Source organism: Actinomadura latina NBRC 106108, assembly GCF_001552195.1.
Classification (GTDB): domain Bacteria; phylum Actinomycetota; class Actinomycetes; order Streptosporangiales; family Streptosporangiaceae; genus Spirillospora; species Spirillospora latina.
Genome location: NZ_BCQS01000004.1, coordinates 19,790 through 36,639, shown reverse-complemented (window position 1 = coordinate 36,639; position 16,850 = coordinate 19,790). Strand labels below are relative to the sequence as shown.

Here is a 16,850-nt window from a genome sequence, read left to right as displayed (position 1 = left end):
CCGAGCCGCGCCCGGGCGGTGTGCTCCGCCCGGCCGCATCGAGGTGATCGATGAGCGCCCGAGACCGGATCGCCGCCGCCGCGGCGGCCGTGGGCCTGGCCTGCGCCGCCGCCGCACCCGGCGGCGCGGCGGCGGCCGCCGCGCCGGCGCCCGGGCCCGCCACGGGGAACGGGGCCTGGTCGGTGGGGCCCGCCAACCGCAGCGGCGCCCTCGCCGCCCGCCCGTTCTTCGCGTTCGAGGCGCCGCCCGGCCAGACCGTCCGGGACGTCGTCCGGATCACCAACCTCACCGCCCGCCCCATCACGTTCCGGGTGTACGGGGCGGACGCCTACAACACCCCGCGCGACGCCGGGTTCGCGCTGCGCACCGCGGAGGAGAGGCCACGGGACGTGGGCGCCTGGATTTCGCTGAAGTCCTCGTCGGTGAAGCTCCCGGCCGGGACCGCGAAGGAGCTCCCGTTCACGCTGAAGATCCCCGGCAACGCCACCCCCGGCGAGCACATCGGCGGCATCGTCGCGCTGAACACCGCGATCGAGAGCGTCCAGGAGAACGGCGGCGCCCGGGTCGGCGTGCGGCGCGCCGTCGGCGCCCGCGTCTACCTGCGCGTCGCCGGGCCGCTCACCCCCGGGCTGCGCGCCGACGGCGTCCGCGTGCACCGCAGGGACCCGGCGATCCCGTTCGTCCAGCACGGGCGGGGGAGCATCCGCTACACCGTCGTCAACACCGGCAACCAGCGGATCTCGCCGACCGCCCGCGTCCGCGCCACCGGCGCCTTCGGCCGCGAGATCGAGCGGTGGCCCGACCGGCGGCTGCCGGAGATCCTGCCCGGCGAGCGCACCGAGATCACACTGCCCTGGACCGGCACCCCGGGACTGGACGCGGTCACCGTGCACGTGGAGCTGGTCGCCGCCGGCGGCATCGACGTCCGCGCGCAGACCGGGTTCGTCGCGGTGCCCTGGGCGGCCCTGCTCACCTTCGCCGGGGCCGTGTTCATGCTGTGGTCCGTGCTGCCCCGGCTGATCCGCCGCTGGCGGGAGCGGGCCGGGCTCACCTCCGGAGAGACGGGGGTGTTCCTGTGAGACTCCGCCCGGCCGCCGTCCTGCTCGCCGTCCTGCTCGCCGCCGGCACCGTCCCGGCGGCCCGGCCCGCGCCGGCGCGGGCCGCGGCTCCCGGCGTGCGCGTCGAGCCGGGCTCGGCCGCCGCCGGCACGTCCGCCCGGATACGCGGCAGCTCATGGACGCCCGGCGCGACGGTGCAGGTCCAGGTCTGCGGGGCCGGGGCGGTGCACGGCTCGGCCGACTGCGACACCGAACGCGGTGTCACCGCGATGGTCGCGCCGGCGGGGACGTTCGAGGCGGGCCTCACCGTGGGGGCGCCGCCGTCCGCGTGCCCCTGCGTGATCCGCGTCAGCACGCTGCCGGGCGGGCCCGGCCCGCCTGCCACGGTCACCGCGCCGTTCACCGTCGAGGGGCACCCCGTCGAGCGGGTGCGCCGCGACGTCGCGCCCGTCCGGGCGGACGTCGTCGGCCTGGAGGTCACCGGCGGCGGGGGGCGCGGCGAGCTGTTCGGCGGCAGGCCGCGGCGGACCCTGGTGCTCCGGATCCGCAACTCGGGCGCCGAGCCCATCGAGAACGCCCCGCTGGTGGTGGGCTGGGGCGCCGGCGGCGCCCCCGACAGCCCCTTGGACGCCCCGAAGACGGGCACGCTGCGGCCGGGGCAGACCGCCACCTACCGGATCCCGGTGGTGCTGCCACCGGCCGCCTTCGGGCGGTTCGTGGTGGGCGGCAGGTATGCCGGTTCCGTCCCGTTCGAGACCACCTTCAGCGCCTACCCCTGGGGCCTGCTCGGCGTGAACGCGCTGGCCGCGCTGCTCCTGCTGGTCGGGATCCGGCTGACGCTGGGCCGGTGGGCGGCGGCCCGGCGCCGGCGCCGCCGTCCGGTGCCCGCCTCCGCGCCGCCGGCGGCGCCGAGCCCGGCCCGGACGGTGGAGCTCGAGGACGTGATCGGCTACCTGGACTCGGTGGCGCCGTCGCCGTCCGGGGCGTACGTGCTCGACCGCGACGAGCTGATCGGCTACCTGGAGCGCCGCACCGGCGAGGCGGGGAAGACCGTCGACGTCGAGGCGCTGGAACGGTTCCTCGCCCTGCCGAGGGGGGAGCCGCGATGACGGCCTCGTTCCGGCGGGCCGCCGGAGCCGCGTCCGGGCCGCTGGCGGGCGGCACGGTGCTGCTGCTCGCCGACGCGCTCGGCGGTGTCGTGAAGGTCCCCGGCGACGTCGTGACCTACATGGCGCTCACCGGGCTCCTGCTCGCGTGCGCGGGCCTGCTTCCGCTGCTGTGGACGGCGGGACGGGTGCGTCCGCACCGGACGGCGGCGGCCGGCGGTGCGCTCGCCGGGCTCGCCGTCGCCCTCGCGGGGGCGGTCCCGGCCGTGCCGGTGTTCGCCACCGGCCTGCTGGCGGCCGGTCTCCTCGCGGGCCCGCTGCTCGCCGTGCCCCGGGCGTGCGCCGCCCGGTCGCCCGGCGCCGCCGCCGCGGGCCAGGCCGCCGCCCTCGCCGGGACGGCCGGGGCCGCCTGGATCGCCACGATCTGGTCCGCCGATCCGGGGACGGCGCTCCTGGTCGCGGGCGTCCTGGCCGCGGTGCTCGCGGCCGGTGCCGGGACCGGCCCCGGCATGGCCGACCGCCCGGTGGCGCGGGGCGTCCTGCGGGACGTCCGGGCGTCACTCCCGGTTCATCTGCTCATCGGATGGGTCGTCGGAGCCTCGCTCATGGGCGGGCTGCACCTGCTGACCTTCCGGTGGGACCTGCTCGGCGCGGATTCGGTCCGGTACCTGGCGTGGGCGCTGCCGCCGGGGGTGATCCTCGTCGTCCTCGGGCGCCGGGCGGCCGGCGCCGCGCAGACCGTGCCGTGGCTGCTGCTGGCGGGCGCGGCGGCGCCGCTGCTGATGGCGAGCGCGCCCGGCCCGGAACTGCTCGCGGCCGGGTTCGCGGTCGCCCTGGCCGCCGCCTGCCTGGCCATCGCCGCGCTCGACACCACCGTGCTCCGGCCGCTGCCAGAATCGCGCCTTCTGGCGGCGGCCGGTCTCACCGGCGCCGCCGCCGTGGTCGGCGGGCTGGCCGGATCCGGGTGCGTCGCGGCCCTGCGCGGGGTGCTCGCCGAGGGGTCCGCGCTGACCTTGACGGCACTGCCGCCGATTCTGGGTGCGCTGCTGGCCCTGCGTGTGCGCGGTTCCGAGGTCTCGCAGCCGCCGCCTCTCCTGGACGTCCGGGCCCTGTCGGTTCCGCGCGGCCCGGTTCCGCTGCGCCGCGTCCGGCTGGTGATGGCGGCGGGGGAGACGGTCGCGCTGTCCGGCCCCGGCGCGAGCGCGCTGCTCGCCGCGCTCGCGGGGCACGCGCGCTGCCGCGGCCGGGTCCGGCTGGGCGGCGCCGACCTGACCGCGCTCGACGCCGGGCAGCGGATGGCGCTCGGACTCTGCCACCTCGCCGGCCCCGATCCGCGCGTCCCCGAGGGACGGCCGGTCTCCGAGGGGCTGGCCGGTCACGCCCGCGCCCTGGGGCACGCCGACCCCCATGGCGCCGCGCACGCCGTCCTGGACGTCTTCCCCGCGCTGCGCGGCCTCGGCGGCGCGCACACCGGCGCGCTGACCGACGCGCAGAAGGGCCTGCTCTCCCTGGCCGAGGCGCTGCTCACCCGGCCCAGGCTGCTGCTGGTGGACGGCCTCGCCTCCGGCCCGTGCGCCGGAGCCGCGCACACCGTGCTGCGACGGCTCGCCGCCACCGGCACCGCCGTGCTGATCGCCGGACCGGCCGCCCCCGAGGTGCACGCCCTCGCCTGCCGCGCCTACGCCGTCGAACGCGACCGCGTCACCGAGAAGCCCGTCCCCGCGCCCGGCGACGCCCGCCGGCCGGCGGCGGCCCGCAGCACCGGAGGTTCCGCCCAGTGATCGCTCTCGTGCTCGCCGCGGCGGCGCTGGCCCCGCCCCTCGCCCCCGCCGCCCCCGCCGGCGCGGCGCCGGCGCCCGCGCTCTCCGTCAGCCGCGCCACCGACCTCGCGGAGGGCGAGACGATCACCGTCACCGGGAGCGGGTTCCGGCCGGGGCTGAAGTCGGTCGCCGTCGGGCTGTGCCGGGAGGGCTACACCAACGGCCTCAAGGACTGCGACCTCGGCGGCGGCGCCACCTTCGTCAACATCGACGCCCAGGGCCGGTTCCCCGAGGTCGAGCTCAGGACACATGCGAAGTTCAGCGGTATCGACTGCAGGACGCGGCAGTGCGTCATTGGCGCGGGCCCGCTGCCGGGCGCCGTGCCGGACGCCGTCGTCGACGCCAACACCGCCATCGTCCGGGTCGGCTTCAAGGGGTCCCCGTTCAAGGGCGGCGCCGCCGTCCGGACGTCCGCGAAGCCCGCCGCGAGCGCCGGGCCCGGCACGGGCGGGCCGTCCACCCCGCTCTGGGCCGCCACCGCCGGCCTCCTCGTCCTCGCCGGTGCCGCCGTCACCGCCGTCCAACGCCGCAGCCGATAACCAGAAGGAGCGAACACAGTGACCGCAACCAGGGTGACCAGAGCCCGGAGACGCGCGGGTACCGTCGCCGCGCTCGCGGGGGCCTGCGTGCTGGCGCTCGCGCCGCCCGCGCTGGCCGCACCGAAGATCAGCGCGAGCAAGACCACGGGCCTGAAGGCGGGCGACACGATCACCGTCCAGGTGACCGGCATGACCCCGAACGAGACGTTCGTGACGCTCGGCCTGTGCAAGCCCGGACCGAAGCTCCCGGACGACTGCGCGCCGCAGTCCAGCGGCGGAGCGATGGTGGGCGGCACCGACGCCGGCGGCAACTTCATCACCAAGGCCAAGTCCAAGAACGCCAAGATCAAGATGGTCGCCAAGGTCGCCGGAGTCGACTGCACGGCCAAGGCGGGCGCCTGCGTCCTCGCCGTCACCGCGCCCGGGAATCAGGGGCCCAACACGGCCGAGATCCCGCTCACCTTCACCGGAGGCGGCTCCGGCGGCGGCGGTGGTGGTGGTGACGGCGGCGGCTCCGGCGGTGGCGGCGGCGATGGCGGCTCGGGTGGCGGCGGGGGCACCGCCAACGGCGGCAGCGGGGATCTGCCCAACACCGGCAGCCCCGACGGGGTGCCGACCTACGCGCTGATCGCGTCCGCGCTCGTCATGGCCGGGGGCGCGGCGCTGCTGATCATCCCGCGCCGCCGGAGGGCGCACGACTGACGGCGCTCCGCACGGCGAAACCCCCGCAGGCCCTGCGAAGGCGGCCCGCGGGGGTTTCGCCGCGGCTACATCCCGTCGCCGTCCCAGCGGCCTGTGGACCGGCTGCGGACGGGGAGGCTGGACAGGATGGGGGCCGGGACGGGCCCGCCCTCACGCCAGGCCCGGCCCGCGCCCCAGTTGTGGCTCAGTGCGTCGGTGCGCTCGTCCGCGTGCTCCAGCACGCCGGTGTCGGCGCCCCAGTCCAGTTCCGGGTGGTCGTGATCGTGGTCATGGTCATGATCGTGGCCGTGGCCGCCCTGCAAGCGCGCCGTGTCGAGAGCCTTGGCGATGGCGAGGACGCTCTTGTCGGCGCCGTGCCCGTGCTGGACGTAGTCGTCGTCGATCTCGCCCAGTTCGCGCTGGTACCGCACCGCCTCCTGAAGCTCCTTCAGATCGCGCTCGGAACGGCCCTTCGTCCCGCGGCCCAGGTCGTGCGAGGCCATGGACCAGCGCATCCGGCCGTCCTCGGGCCCGTAGTTGACGGCCTCGCCACCCCACCGGACCCATTCGTTCTGCGTGTACCAGTTGACGAGTTCGCCGTCCGAGCGCAGGAGCCAGGTCGCGCCGCCCTCCTGGGTGGTGAAGTGCCCGTGCTTCACGCGTGCGGGACGGAAGAAGTAGGTGCCCAGGTCCAGGGTGCCGAAGTTGTACTCCATGTGCCCTTGGACGGTGTAGGCCTCCTCGTAGCAGGGATGGTGCGCGAGCCGGTGGTCGGTCCAGCCCTCCTGCGCGTGCACGAGCCTGGTGTAGAAGCCGCTGACCGGGTCGACGTGCAGGTACTTGATGAACAGGCCGGGCATCGGCCCCGCCTTGGGGACGGCGTCCCATTGCATGGCCTCGCTGTCGACGACGATGACGTCCTCGTAGGCGTCCTTCCAGCGGGGCGCGTCGAGGCTTCCGACCGGGTCGAACCCGGCGTCGCCGTACTCGCGGTAGTGCAGGATGCGGGTGCCCTCGGTGAAGGTGATGGCGTCGGTGGGCACGCCCTTCGGGGCGTACACGTAGCCGCCCTTGCCGATCTCGCGGCCCCCGTACGTCATCGACCCGTCGAGGACGAAGTACTCGGTGTTCGCGTGGTGGATGCCGGGGCCGCGTCCCCAGCCGGTGCGGAAGTCGAGCCGCAGCGAGGAGGAGCCGTCCTCCTCGTCCACCGACAGGCGGCGCTCGCTCGCCCGGCCCTCGCCGCCCGCCAGTTCGGCGGCGTGCCAGACGTAGTCGTCTTCCTGGATCAGCTCGACATGGGGTCGCACGCGCTCGTCTCCGTTCCGGGACCGCTTGTTTCCCCAATGGAAACATTGTTCCACTGGCACCGGCAAGGGGGGTCTTGACCCGTGTCCCAATAGATAGAAACACTGTATCCCTGAGCGAAACAGAGGAGGCGCCATGGCGTTCGACGCCATCGTGGTCGGTGCCGGGCCGGGCGGGCTGGCCTGCGCGATCGCGGCGGCCGAGGCCGGCGCGCGGGTGCTCGTCCTGGAGAAGGCGGCGGACATCGGCGGGGCGCTGCCGTACTCCGGCGGGCACCTGTCCGCCGGGGGCTTCTCCGCCCAGCGGGCACGCGGCATAGCCGACGACCCGGCGCGGCACTACGCCGACATCCGGCGGATCAACCGGGGGACCGGGCGGGAGGACCTCACCAGGCTCTCGCTCCGCGAACAGCCCGCCGTCCTGGAATGGCTCTTCGCGGCGGGCTACGAGATCGACCCCGCCACGCCCCGGATCGTGTACGGGCACGAGCCCTACACCACGCCGCGCACCGTCCACGCGGCCGAGACGCCGGGCGGCCCGGCGATCCTCAGCGCACTGCGCCGCCTGCTGGCGCCCCACACCGAGGCCGGACGGATCGAGGTGCGCTGCGAGGCCCGCGTCACCGGGCTGCTCACCGAGGGCGGGGCCGTGACCGGCGTGGCCGCCGACCAGGATGAGCGGGCGCCGGCCGTCGTGCTCGCGACCGGCGGCTTCGGCCACGCCCCCGGCCTGTTCGCCGAGCTGGAGGGCGCGCCGCTGACGACCTCGGCCGCGCCGACCTCGACGGGCGACGGCCTGCTCATGGCCCGCCGGATCGGCGCCGCGCTGCAGGGCCTCGGCCAGTACATCCCGACGTTCGGCGGCCTCCCGCCGGAGGGCGGCGACCCGCGCGTGGACTGGTCGAACCGCCCGCAGCTGGTCGCGGCGGAACGCCCGCCGTGGGAGATCTACGTGGACCGGCACGGCCGGCGGTGGATCGCGGAGGACGAGCCGAGCATCGACCGCAAGGAGCGGGTGCTCACCGGCGTCGACCGGATGACCTTCTGGATGGTCTTCGACGCGCGGGCGCTGCGGGAGTCCCGTCCCATGGTCCACGGCTGGAGCCCCGCCGACCTGGACGCCCGGTGCGGGCGCCGCCGCGGCCTGCACCGCGCCGGCGACCCCGCCGGGCTGGCGCGGCTCGCGGGCATCGACCCGGCCGGCCTCACCGCCGAACTGGCGCGGTACAACGCCGCCGTCGCCGCCGGAACCGACGGCGCGTTCGGGCGCCGGCACCTGCCCGCGCCGATCGCCGAGCCGCCGTTCTACGCCATCGAGAACCATCCCGTCACGCTGATCACGTTCGCCGGCCTCGACGTCGACGCCGGGCTCCGGGTGCGCCGCGAGGACGGCGCCGCCATCCCCGGCCTGTACGCGGTGGGGGAGGTCATCGGCTCCGCCGCCGTCAACGGCAACGCGTTCTGCTCGGGCATGTGCCTCACCCCCGCGCTCGCCTTCGGCCGCCTGGTGGGACGGCGCCTCGCCTCAGTGCGCGAACGCGAACCCCGCCGCGCGTAGGCGCGCCGACGTCACCGGGACCTCCGGTGTCCTGATCTCGCCCCGGTAGGTCAGCTCCGGCAGCCCCTCGGCCGCGCAGATCCCGCCGAAGACCTCCCCGTTCGTGGGCGGCACCTCCGCGTCCGGGAAGGCGTTGTAGACGCCCGTCAGCCCCTCGCTCACCACGAAGTCGAGCGCCGCCGCCGCGTCCCGGTAGTCGATCCGGTACAGCAGGGCGCCGGCCGAGAACGGGACGCTCCCGCCCAGCACCTCGTGGGCGAACCTCACCCGCGCCGGATAGTCGATGTCGCGGGGATGGCCGTACACGTCCGGGATGCGCACCACGGCGCCGCCCGGCGACGCCAGCACCGCCTCCTCCGCCGCGATGAAGTTGCGCGGCGACGCGTCCTCGTCGCGGGTCGTCGGGCCGGCCTCGTCGATCACCGTCCCGCTCCCCGCGCCGTAGACCGACGCCGAACTGGTGAACACGACCCGCGGGTGGACGGACACGGCGGTCCGCGCGCTCGCCGCGAGGGTGTCGGCGTACTCCGCGACCCGCTGAGCGGCGTCGAAGGCGCGCGACATCCGCGGGCTGACCGTCAGCACCACCGCGTCGGCCCCGCGGGTCGCCGCCGCCACGGCCGCCTCGTCGGCGCCCCGCAGCACGGCGACGTCCGAGCAGACCTCCCTCAGCTCGCCGACCCGCTCCCGGGACGTCGTCGTCCCGACGACCGCGTGCCCCTGCGCGACCCACCGCCGGGCGAGCTCCATCCCGACGTTCCCGCACCCGATCACCACGTACCGCACCGGACCACCACTCCCTCAATGGAAACACCGTTTCCATTCTGGCATGCCGGCTGCGGGGTAGCCATGGCCTCGGGCGAACGTCAGTGCCGAGTGTCCCGCGCACCCGGGACCTTCGGCTCTACCTGCGGCGGGCCGCGGAGGCGGAACCTTGGAACACACGTCACCACGAGCTGAGGAGATGGTCCTGGTGAGGGAGATGCTGGTCGTCCACCGCGAGAACGACGCCTTCGCCGTGCTCGTCCGTGACCACGTGATCCATGTGGACCAGCCGTACTCGGCGGGCGGGCTGGACATCGGGCCCACGCCGGTGGAGCTGTTCGTCGCCTCGCTGGCCGCCTGCGCGGCCCACTACGCGCGGAGGTACCTGAACCGGCACGGCCTGCCCACGGCCGGGCTGGAGGTCACCGCCGGCTACGCCATGAGCCCGAGCGTCCCCGCCCGGGTGTCGCGCATCGACCTGCGGCTGCGCCCGCCCGCCCGGCTCTCGGCCGTGGAGGCCGACGGGCTGATGGCCGCCGTCGACAGCTGCACCGTGCACAACTCGATCATGGAAGCGCCCCGCGTCGGCGTGCACCTGGAGGCCCAGGCCCGCGCCGCCTGACCCGGCGCCGTCCGCGGCGCTCCGTCCGGCTCCCGCGGCCGCTGAGGCGCAGCAGCGGTGGGGTGAGGACGACGAGGGCGGCCGCGAGGGCGGCGACCGCGGCCATGGCGCCGCGCAGGCCCGCGGCGCCGGCCCAGAGCCCGACGTAGCCGGGGCCGGCGAGGAAGCCGAGGTAGGACACGGTCGTGACGATCGAGGTCGCGCGCCCCCGGCGGGACTCCTCGACGCTCCCGGAGACGAGGCCGAGCAGGGTCGGGAACAGGACCGCGGTTCCGGCCGCGGCCGCCGCGAGCCCCAGTCCGGCGATGAGCATCGTGGGCGCGGCGGCGATCATGGCCGTGCCCGCCGCGGCGGCGGACGCGCCGGACAGCAGGACCGTGCGCGCGTGGGCGGTCGTGAGACCGCCGATGAGGAAGCGCGTGACCGCGACCGTGCCGGCGAACACGGCGGGCGCGACGGCGCTCAGCCCCGCGCCTGAGTGAAGCTCCTCGTACGCGAAGACCGCGCTCCAGCTCTGATGCGCGTTCTCGCTCGCGAACGCGAGGGCGCCGAGCACTCCGATGAGCACGAACGGGACGGTCCCGCGCCGGCCGGGCGGTGCCGCCTCCGCCGCCCGGAGGCGGTCGTGCCCGGGAGCGGCGGGGCCGGCGGGCAGCGTCGCGAGCAGGGCGGCCCCGGCGGCCAGGGAGAGGACGGCGACCGCGGCGAACGGCGCGGCGAGCGGCAGCGAGGCGGCCGACGCCAGCCCGGTGGTGAGGCTGGCGAGGACCACCAGGGCGGAGAAGACGCCGTGGGCGCGGGTGATGACGGGCCGGCCGGCGACCTTCTCGGCGCGTCCGGCGACCGCGTTCATGGCCACGTCCGCCGCCCCGCTCGTGGCGCCGACCAGGGCGAGCGCGGCGCACAGGCCGGCCGGGCTCACCGCGGTCAGCGCCAGTCCGGCTCCGGCGGCGCCGAGGGCGGCGATGGCCGCGGCCGCGACCCTGAGTCCCCAGCGGTCGAGGGCCCGCCCCGCCAGCAGCATCGCGGGAAGCGCGCCCGCGCCCACGAACAGCAGCGCCAGGCCGAGCTGCCCGTCGCCGACGCCGGCCTGGCGCTGGACCCGCGGCACCGACCCGCCCCACACGCCCCAGAAGGAGCCGAAGGCGGCGAACGCCACGAACGCCGAGGCGACCAGGCGGCGGGGAGGGACGGTGGACGTCCGGGTCATATGTGTAACGATACACATAGCCGTTAAGGTGGACGTCATGGCATCCTCCGCGGGCTCCGGGCGGGTGACCCTCGCGCAGGTGGCCGAGCTGGCCGGCGTGTCGGTCATGACCGCGTCCTACGCCTACAACCGGCCGGACCGCGTCTCCGAGCGGGCCCGGTCGAAGGTGCTGGCGGCGGCGGCCCGGCTCGGGTACGCCGGGCCCGACCCCAGCGCGCGGTCGCTGCGCCGCGGCAGCACCCGCACGCTCGGTGTGGTCATGGGCGAGCATCTGAGCTACGCCTTCGACGACCCCCAGGCGGTGTCCTTCCTGGCGGGGATCGCCGATGTCTGCGCCGATCAGGGCTATGGCGTGACCATCCTGCCGATCACCGGCGGCCCCGGCGACGTGCCGCGGATCGCCGATGCCGCCGTCGACGGGTTCATCGTCTGGACCACGTCCGACGATGACCCGGTCCTGGCCGCCGTCCGCGCCACGAGGCGTCCCGCGGTGGTCCACGGGGGGCCGGCGGTCGGCGGCCTGGAGCTGGTGGGCATCGACAACCGTGCCGCCGCGCATGCCGTGGGCGCCATCGCCTTCGCGGACGCCGGACGTCCGGCGGTGGTGAGCTTCCCGCTGTCCCGGGACCGGATCAGCGCGATCACCAGCGGCGCCGGCATCGCGGACGTCCCGTTCCCGGTGACGCGTGAACGGCTGGAGGGCTACCGGCGAGCGGCCGAGGAGGCCGGCACGGCCTGGCGGGACGTGACCGTCGCGGTATGCGCGCGCAACGACGCGGCCGAGGCCGAGCGGATCACGGCGACCCTGCTGGCCTCCGCCGAACCGCCGGACGCGATCGCCGCCATGAGCGACCAGCAGGCGGCCGGCGCCCTCCGCGCCGTCCGTGCCGCCGGCCGCGCCGTGCCCGGCGATGTGGCGGTCACCGGGTGGGACGACGCTGCGGTGGCGGCCCGGCTCGGACTGACGACGGTCGCGCAGTCGCTGCGCGACCAGGGCGCGTCATGCGCGCTGGCGGCGCTCGGGCAGCCCGCGAGTTCCCAGGCCGCGTCGTGGACCATCGTCCGCAGAAGCAGCACCCGCCCATGACCGGGCGTGCGCGGTGAGGTCGTGCGAGCACGGCGGGACCTAGGTCCTGGAGGGTGCGGACGTATCTCTCTACAGCCTGCCGGCCATAGGCGGCGACCGTTGGTATAGGTGCCGCCTGGCTGGTTCTGGGGGCCGGGTGCTCGACCGCTGGGAGGCCGATATGAACGGTCGGCAGGAACCGGTCCGGGTGGAGGGCCGGCTGGACGAGCCGCTGTCGCGGTGGCTGTGGCTGGTGAAATGGCTGCTGCTGATTCCGCACTACATCGTGCTGTTCTTCCTCGGGATCGGGTTCGCGGTGCTGACCGTGGTCGCGTTCTTCGCGATCCTGTTCACGGGCCGCTACCCCCGGCCGATCTTCGAGTTCAATCTCGGCGTGCTGCGGTGGGCGTGGCGGGTGGCCTTCTACGGATACGGCGCGCTGGCGACCGACCGGTACCCGCCGTTCACGCTGAAGGACGTCCCCGATCATCCCGCCCGCCTGCACATCGACTATCCGGAGCGGCTGTCGCGGGGGCTGGTGCTGGTGAAGTGGTGGCTGCTGGCGATCCCGCACTACCTGGTGATCGCCCTGTTCACCGGCGGCGGCATGGCCGGGGACGACGCCGGCCGGGACGTCCCCGGCCTGGTCGCCGTGCTGGTGCTCATCGCCGCCGTCGCGCTGCTGTTCACCACGCGCTACCTGCGCGGCATCTTCGACTTCGTCATGGGCATGAACCGCTGGGCACTGCGGGTGGCCGGCTACGCCTTCCTGATGACCGACCGGTATCCGCCGTTCCGGCTCGACATGGGCGCCGCGGAGCCCGCGCCCGAGGAGAGCGCCGCAGTGGCCGGGCAAGGACGTTAGGCCCGCGGGCGGGGACGTTGGGCACTACAGCACCGTCCCGCCCGGGGAGACGCTGAAAACGCAGCCGAACCGATGAAGGAGGCGCGTCATGCGAGCCATGGTGTACCACGGCCCCGGGAACAAGGCGTGGGAGGAGGTGCCCAAGCCGCAGATCGTCGAGGACGGCGACGCGATCGTGCGGGTCGACGCGGTGACCATCTGCGGGACGGACCTGCACATCCTCAAGGGAGACGTGCCGGCCGTGACCGACGGGCGGATCCTCGGGCACGAGGCGGTCGGGACGATCGAGGCGGTCGGCCCCGCCGTACGGACGGTCAAGCCCGGCGACCAGGTACTGGTGTCGTGCATCACCGCGTGCGGGACCTGCCGGTTCTGCCGCGAGGGCCGCTACGGGCAGTGCCTGGGCGGCGGAGGCTGGATCCTCGGCCACAAGATCGACGGGACGCAGGCGGAGTACGTGCGGGTGCCCTTCGCCGACACGTCGGTGTACCCGGTGCCCGAGGGGGTGCCGGCGGAGGACGTGCTGATGCTGGCCGACATCCTCCCGACCGGCTACGAGGTCGGCGTGCTCAACGGCGCCGTCCGTCCGGGCGATGTGGTCGCGGTGGTGGGCGCCGGCCCGATCGGGCTGTCGGCGATCATGGGAGCGCGGCTGTTCAGCCCGAGCAGCATCATCGCGATCGACCTCGCCGACAGCCGCCTGGAGGCGGCCAAGCGGTTCGGGGCCGACACCACCGTCAACAACTCCCGCGAAGACCCGCTCGAGGCCGTCCGGGAGCTCACCGGCGGGCTCGGCGCGGACGTGACCATCGAGGCCGTCGGCGTGCCCGCGACCTTCGAGACGGCGGTCGCGCTGGTCCGGCCGGGCGGCCACATCGCCAACATCGGCGTGCACGGCGCTCCGGCGACCCTGCACTTGGAAGAGCAGTGGATCCGTGACATCACCATCACCACGGGCCTGGTCGACACGTCGTCCACGCCGACCCTGCTCCGCCTGGTCGCCGGCCGGCACATCGACGCCGCACGGTTCATCACCCACCACTTCACCCTCGATGAGTTCGCCAAGGCCTACGACGTCTTCGCCGACGCCGCCGATACCGGCGCCCTCAAGGTCGTCCTGTCCCGCTGACGGCCACTCTGGAGCCGCGGCCATCCGAGCGGTGGCCGCGGCTTCCGTCCACAGGGCCCAGGGTCCTCCGGACCGGTGGACCCATGCGTCTGATGACCGCGGCCGCAGTCGGGAAGGCTCGGAAGAAGGAGGTGAGCCGCATGGAAGGACGACCTGTTCTGGTGGGCTTCGACGCCTCGCCGGCCGCCGAGCGGGCGCTGCGCTGGGCGGCGGGTGAGGCGTCCCTGCGCGGGGTGCCCCTGCTGGTCTGCCACGCATGGACCTGGCCCTATCCGCTGAGCCCGCAGGACGAGAACGCCCTGGCTATCGTCCGCGGTATGGGCACGCTGGCGCTGGAGGACGGCGTCCGGCTCGCACGGGAGGCCGTCCCGGGGCTGGACGTCCGGCCGCTGCTGGTGAAGGGCACGCCGCCCGGGGCGCTGCTGGACGCGTCGGCGGACGCGGCCCTGATCGTGATCGGCGCGCGGGGCGCGGGCGGTTTCGACAAGCTGCCGATCGGCTCCACGGCCCTGCACGTGCCCGCGCATGCCGACCGTCCCGTGATCGTGGTCCCCGAGCATGAGCAGGAGCACGGCGCGAAGCGGATCGTCGTCGGGATCGACGGCTCTCCGGCAAGTGAGGCCGCGCTGCGGTTCGCCTTGCAGGAGGCCACATTCCGCGATGCCGCGGTGACGCTGGTGTGCGCGTGGTGGGACCCCGCCGCCCTGCCCGGCCCCGAGCGGCTGCCGTTCACCGAGCCCCAGGCCGTCAAGGAGCGGGCCAAGGCGCGCTTCGCCGCCGCCGTGGAGCCGTGCCTGGCCGACTATCCCGATGTCGCCGTGGAGTACCGGTTCGTCATGGAACGCGCCCAGCGCGTCCTGACCGACAACGCCCAGGACGCGCTGCTGCTCGTGGTCGGCGACCGCGGCATCGGATCGTCCCCCAGGACCTTGCTCGGCGCGGTCACCAGGGGCGTGCTGCACGAGGCGCCGAGCCCGGTCGCCGTCGTCCACGAGCGGGACCCGGATGTGAAGAAGCCCTGAGGCCTTCCATCCACACGCTCAAGCTCGGGGGTAGGGGGCGGGGCGGGTGTCGTCGTGGTCGTAGCCGAGGGTGTGGACGACGTCCACGACGCCTTCGGTGGCGGCGGTCAGGCGGACGATGATGGGGATGAGGCTCTTCTGCTCGACGCGCCCGGTGAGGTGGACGACCCCTTCCTGGACGCGGACGTGCAACTCGCCAGGGTCCTGCCAGAGCTTGGTGACCAGGACGTCCTGGATGACCTCGTCCCGGATCTCGGCGTCGGAGCGGTGGAAGACGCGCAGCAGGTCACGGCGGGCCACGATGCCGGCGAGCCGGCCGTCCTCGTCGAGGACGGGCATCGCCTTGTAGCCGCGGGCGTTCAGCAGCCGGGCGGCCTGGGCGATGGAGGTGCGCGGGGCGACGGAGACGACCGGCGCGCTCATCAGCCCCCGGGCGTCCACGGCCGCGGCCTTCGTCTCCGCCTCGGCGTGGCGCCGCAGCCGGGCCGGCCACGGCCGGTGGTCGCCGTCCTTGAACTCCTGTTTGCGGAGCAGGTCGGCCTCGGTGACGATGCCGGTGACGTGTCCCGCGGCGTCCAGGACGGGCATCCCGCTGATGCGGTGCTCGGCCATCGCGTCGGCGATCTCGGCGAACGGGGTCTCTTCTGCCACCGTCACGACGCTCGTGGTCATGACGTCCTGGACCGTCCGGCGTTTCATGGTCTCCTCCTGGGGGTGCTCGCGGGCTCGGGGAGCCTCGGACGCGGGATGCGGCCGGCGCGGACCGCGACTCGGCGCTGTGCGCGCTCGGGCATGATCCACATCGGCGACCTCCCTGAGTCGCTTCCAGCCTGCCGCGCCGAGGGCCCGCGGGTCAGTGCCGACGGTCCCCGCCGGCTGGGACCTTCGCCCCGATCTGCGCCTTGCGTCCAGGTGCCGGCGCCACCGTGCGGTGAGCAGGGAGCGGGCGGCGGAGGTCCCGGTGGGATGGGCCCTTCGGCCCTGGGAAGGAGACCTGTCCGGCGATGGGATGGAAGTGCCGATCAGAGGAGGACGCGATGAGCCACGTGACCGTGGGCTACGACGGAACCGGCGACAGTGAGCGGGCTCTGCGGTGGGCGGTGAAGGAGGCGCAGCTGCGGCGGCTGCCGCTCACGGTCGTCCACGCATGGCGCTGGCCGTACCCGATCAGCTACATCGACTACGAGGGCGAGGCCATCATCCGCCGGATGGGCGAGCACCTCCTCGACCACGGTGTGACGCTCGCGCGGGAGCTGGCACCGAACCTGACGGTCCGCAAGCGGCTCCGGGACGGCAGTGCCGCTCCGGCGTTGCTGAGCGAAGGGCGGGACGCCGAGCTGATCGTGGTCGGGTCGCACGAGCCGGATGAGATTCCTGTGGGGTCGACGGCGCTGCGAGTGCCGGCCGCGGCGGACCGTCCCGTGGTGGTCGTCCGGGCGGCCGGGCCGCGCGATGGGCTGGTGGTGGCCGGCGTGGACGGTTCGGCGGGCGCGGACGCGGCGCTGGCGCTGGCGTTCGAGGAGGCGGCCCTGCGCGGCTGGCGGCTGCGCGCGGTGTACGGATGCTGGGAACCGGGCGCGGCGCCCGACGGCGACCTTTCGCTGTTCGGCGACGAGGACAAGCTGCGCCGCGTGTCCGGCGCCGTGCTGGAACGCGCCGTGGCGCCCTGGCGCGTGAAGTACCCCCACGTCCAGGCCACGACGTCGCTGGTCCTGAAGTCGCCGCGCGAGGCCCTGTTCGAGGCGGCCGAGGACGCCACCCTCGCGGTGGTGGGCGCCCGCGGCACGGGCGTCGTCGAGTCGCTGTCCCTGGGCGCGACGAGTGACGCGCTGCTCAAGCACGCCCCGTGCACGGTCGCCGTCGTGCCGCATCGCGCGGGATGATCCTGCCTCGCGGGCACTGGGCGCGAAGCGTCATGCGGAGCGCCCAGTGTGGTGCACGGGCGTCGCGGTGATGGGCCTGCGCAAGGGCAAGGTCGCCGTCCTCCAGTGTGACCACATCGACCCGTATCCCGTCCGGCCCAAGCAGGTGCCGCGCATCGACCATGGCCCGCAGTGTGCACCTGTTGTAGCGCGGGGTCCATAGAACCCCCTGCGCAAACG

The 16,850-nt window shown here is 74.9% G+C and carries 16 protein-coding genes; 12 read left to right on the top strand and 4 right to left on the bottom strand.

Annotated features, from left to right (window positions below; genetic code table 11):
- Nucleotides 1-50 precede the first annotated feature (50 nt).
- Genes AL2_RS06065 through AL2_RS06045 form a run of 5 tightly spaced genes read left to right on the top strand, consistent with a single transcriptional unit; the run spans nucleotide 51 to nucleotide 5,225 of the window.
- Nucleotides 51-1,079, top strand: coding sequence for a WxL protein peptidoglycan domain-containing protein (locus tag AL2_RS06065; protein WP_083946085.1), 1,029 nt, complete (start codon nucleotides 51-53; stop codon nucleotides 1,077-1,079).
- Nucleotides 1,076-2,167, top strand: a complete 1,092-nt coding sequence (locus AL2_RS06060) for a hypothetical protein (protein WP_067630533.1) — start codon at nucleotides 1,076-1,078, stop codon at nucleotides 2,165-2,167. Before AL2_RS06065 ends, AL2_RS06060 begins: the two co-directional genes overlap by 4 nt.
- A complete protein-coding gene (locus AL2_RS38005) occupies nucleotides 2,164-3,945 on the top strand; it encodes a P-loop NTPase family protein (protein ID WP_067630530.1) in 1,782 nt (593 codons plus the stop codon). Before AL2_RS06060 ends, AL2_RS38005 begins: the two co-directional genes overlap by 4 nt.
- Entirely contained in the window at nucleotides 3,942-4,523 is a 582-nt protein-coding gene (locus AL2_RS38000; protein ID WP_067630527.1) for a neocarzinostatin apoprotein domain-containing protein, read from the top strand. Before AL2_RS38005 ends, AL2_RS38000 begins: the two co-directional genes overlap by 4 nt.
- Before the next feature lie 18 nt (nucleotides 4,524-4,541).
- Nucleotides 4,542-5,225: a neocarzinostatin apoprotein domain-containing protein gene (locus AL2_RS06045; RefSeq protein WP_083946083.1), complete on the top strand. Its 684-nt coding sequence runs from the start codon at nucleotides 4,542-4,544 to the stop codon at nucleotides 5,223-5,225.
- A gap of 65 nt (nucleotides 5,226-5,290) precedes the next feature.
- Here the strand turns inward: AL2_RS06045 and AL2_RS06040 are convergent, their stop codons facing one another.
- Entirely contained in the window at nucleotides 5,291-6,514 is a 1,224-nt protein-coding gene (locus tag AL2_RS06040; protein WP_067630521.1) for a DUF4437 domain-containing protein, read from the bottom strand.
- Nucleotides 6,515-6,647: 133 nt separating this feature from the next.
- Between AL2_RS06040 and AL2_RS06035 the strand changes: the two genes are divergently transcribed.
- Entirely contained in the window at nucleotides 6,648-8,069 is a 1,422-nt protein-coding gene (locus tag AL2_RS06035) for an FAD-dependent oxidoreductase (RefSeq protein WP_067630519.1), read from the top strand.
- Here the strand turns inward: AL2_RS06035 and AL2_RS06030 are convergent.
- Nucleotides 8,037-8,855 (bottom strand): NAD(P)-binding domain-containing protein, encoded by an 819-nt coding sequence (locus AL2_RS06030; RefSeq protein ID WP_067630516.1) that lies wholly within the window; start codon nucleotides 8,853-8,855, stop codon nucleotides 8,037-8,039. The genes AL2_RS06035 and AL2_RS06030 overlap by 33 nt on opposite strands.
- A 196-nt stretch (nucleotides 8,856-9,051) precedes the next feature.
- Between AL2_RS06030 and AL2_RS06025 the strand changes: the two genes are divergently transcribed.
- Nucleotides 9,052-9,456, top strand: a complete 405-nt coding sequence (locus AL2_RS06025) for an OsmC family protein (RefSeq protein WP_245666395.1) — start codon at nucleotides 9,052-9,054, stop codon at nucleotides 9,454-9,456.
- On the opposite strand, the gene AL2_RS06020 is transcribed toward AL2_RS06025, so the two are convergent.
- Nucleotides 9,401-10,666 carry an MFS transporter gene (locus tag AL2_RS06020; RefSeq protein WP_067630511.1) on the bottom strand — a complete coding sequence of 422 codons (1,266 nt, stop codon included), beginning with the start codon at nucleotides 10,664-10,666 and terminating at the stop codon, nucleotides 9,401-9,403. The two genes, AL2_RS06025 and AL2_RS06020, sit on opposite strands and share 56 nt — an antisense overlap.
- Before the next feature lie 37 nt (nucleotides 10,667-10,703).
- On the opposite strand from AL2_RS06020, the gene AL2_RS06015 reads away from it, so the two are divergent.
- The 4 genes from AL2_RS06015 (at nucleotide 10,704) to AL2_RS06000 (ending at nucleotide 14,748) form a co-directional block, all read left to right on the top strand.
- Nucleotides 10,704-11,753: a LacI family DNA-binding transcriptional regulator gene (locus AL2_RS06015; RefSeq protein ID WP_067630764.1), complete on the top strand. Its 1,050-nt coding sequence runs from the start codon at nucleotides 10,704-10,706 to the stop codon at nucleotides 11,751-11,753.
- A 160-nt stretch (nucleotides 11,754-11,913) separates the two neighbouring features.
- Nucleotides 11,914-12,597: a DUF4389 domain-containing protein gene (locus tag AL2_RS06010; RefSeq protein WP_067630508.1), complete on the top strand. Its 684-nt coding sequence runs from the start codon at nucleotides 11,914-11,916 to the stop codon at nucleotides 12,595-12,597.
- Between the two features lie 88 nt (nucleotides 12,598-12,685).
- Nucleotides 12,686-13,726 carry a zinc-dependent alcohol dehydrogenase family protein gene (locus AL2_RS06005; protein WP_067630505.1) on the top strand — a complete coding sequence of 347 codons (1,041 nt, stop codon included), beginning with the start codon at nucleotides 12,686-12,688 and terminating at the stop codon, nucleotides 13,724-13,726.
- A 140-nt stretch (nucleotides 13,727-13,866) separates the two neighbouring features.
- A complete protein-coding gene (locus AL2_RS06000) occupies nucleotides 13,867-14,748 on the top strand; it encodes a universal stress protein (RefSeq protein WP_067630697.1) in 882 nt (293 codons plus the stop codon).
- Nucleotides 14,749-14,766: 18 nt separating this feature from the next.
- On the opposite strand, the gene AL2_RS05995 is transcribed toward AL2_RS06000, so the two are convergent.
- A complete protein-coding gene (locus AL2_RS05995; protein ID WP_067630502.1) occupies nucleotides 14,767-15,447 on the bottom strand; it encodes a CBS domain-containing protein in 681 nt (226 codons plus the stop codon).
- 338 nt (nucleotides 15,448-15,785) lie between these two features.
- Between AL2_RS05995 and AL2_RS05990 the strand changes: the two genes are divergently transcribed.
- Nucleotides 15,786-16,631, top strand: a complete 846-nt coding sequence (locus tag AL2_RS05990) for a universal stress protein (RefSeq protein ID WP_067630498.1) — start codon at nucleotides 15,786-15,788, stop codon at nucleotides 16,629-16,631.
- The last annotated feature ends 219 nt before the right edge of the window (nucleotides 16,632-16,850 follow it).

Excerpts from the sequence above, each read along its gene's own strand:
- AL2_RS06065 (WP_083946085.1), top strand. The coding sequence starts at position 51 with ATGAGCGCCCGAGACCGGATCGCCGCCGCCGCGGCGGCCGTGGGCCTG.
- AL2_RS38005 (WP_067630530.1), top strand. The coding sequence starts at position 2,164 with ATGACGGCCTCGTTCCGGCGGGCCGCCGGAGCCGCGTCCGGGCCGCTG.
- AL2_RS06035 (WP_067630519.1), top strand. The coding sequence starts at position 6,648 with ATGGCGTTCGACGCCATCGTGGTCGGTGCCGGGCCGGGCGGGCTGGCC.
- AL2_RS06025 (WP_245666395.1), top strand. The coding sequence starts at position 9,052 with ATGCTGGTCGTCCACCGCGAGAACGACGCCTTCGCCGTGCTCGTCCGT.
- AL2_RS06020 (WP_067630511.1), bottom strand. The coding sequence starts at position 10,666 with ATGACCCGGACGTCCACCGTCCCTCCCCGCCGCCTGGTCGCCTCGGCG.
- AL2_RS06015 (WP_067630764.1), top strand. The coding sequence starts at position 10,704 with ATGGCATCCTCCGCGGGCTCCGGGCGGGTGACCCTCGCGCAGGTGGCC.
- AL2_RS06010 (WP_067630508.1), top strand. The coding sequence starts at position 11,914 with ATGAACGGTCGGCAGGAACCGGTCCGGGTGGAGGGCCGGCTGGACGAG.
- AL2_RS06005 (WP_067630505.1), top strand. The coding sequence starts at position 12,686 with ATGCGAGCCATGGTGTACCACGGCCCCGGGAACAAGGCGTGGGAGGAG.
- AL2_RS06000 (WP_067630697.1), top strand. The coding sequence starts at position 13,867 with ATGGAAGGACGACCTGTTCTGGTGGGCTTCGACGCCTCGCCGGCCGCC.
- AL2_RS05995 (WP_067630502.1), bottom strand. The coding sequence starts at position 15,447 with ATGAAACGCCGGACGGTCCAGGACGTCATGACCACGAGCGTCGTGACG.
- AL2_RS05990 (WP_067630498.1), top strand. The coding sequence starts at position 15,786 with ATGAGCCACGTGACCGTGGGCTACGACGGAACCGGCGACAGTGAGCGG.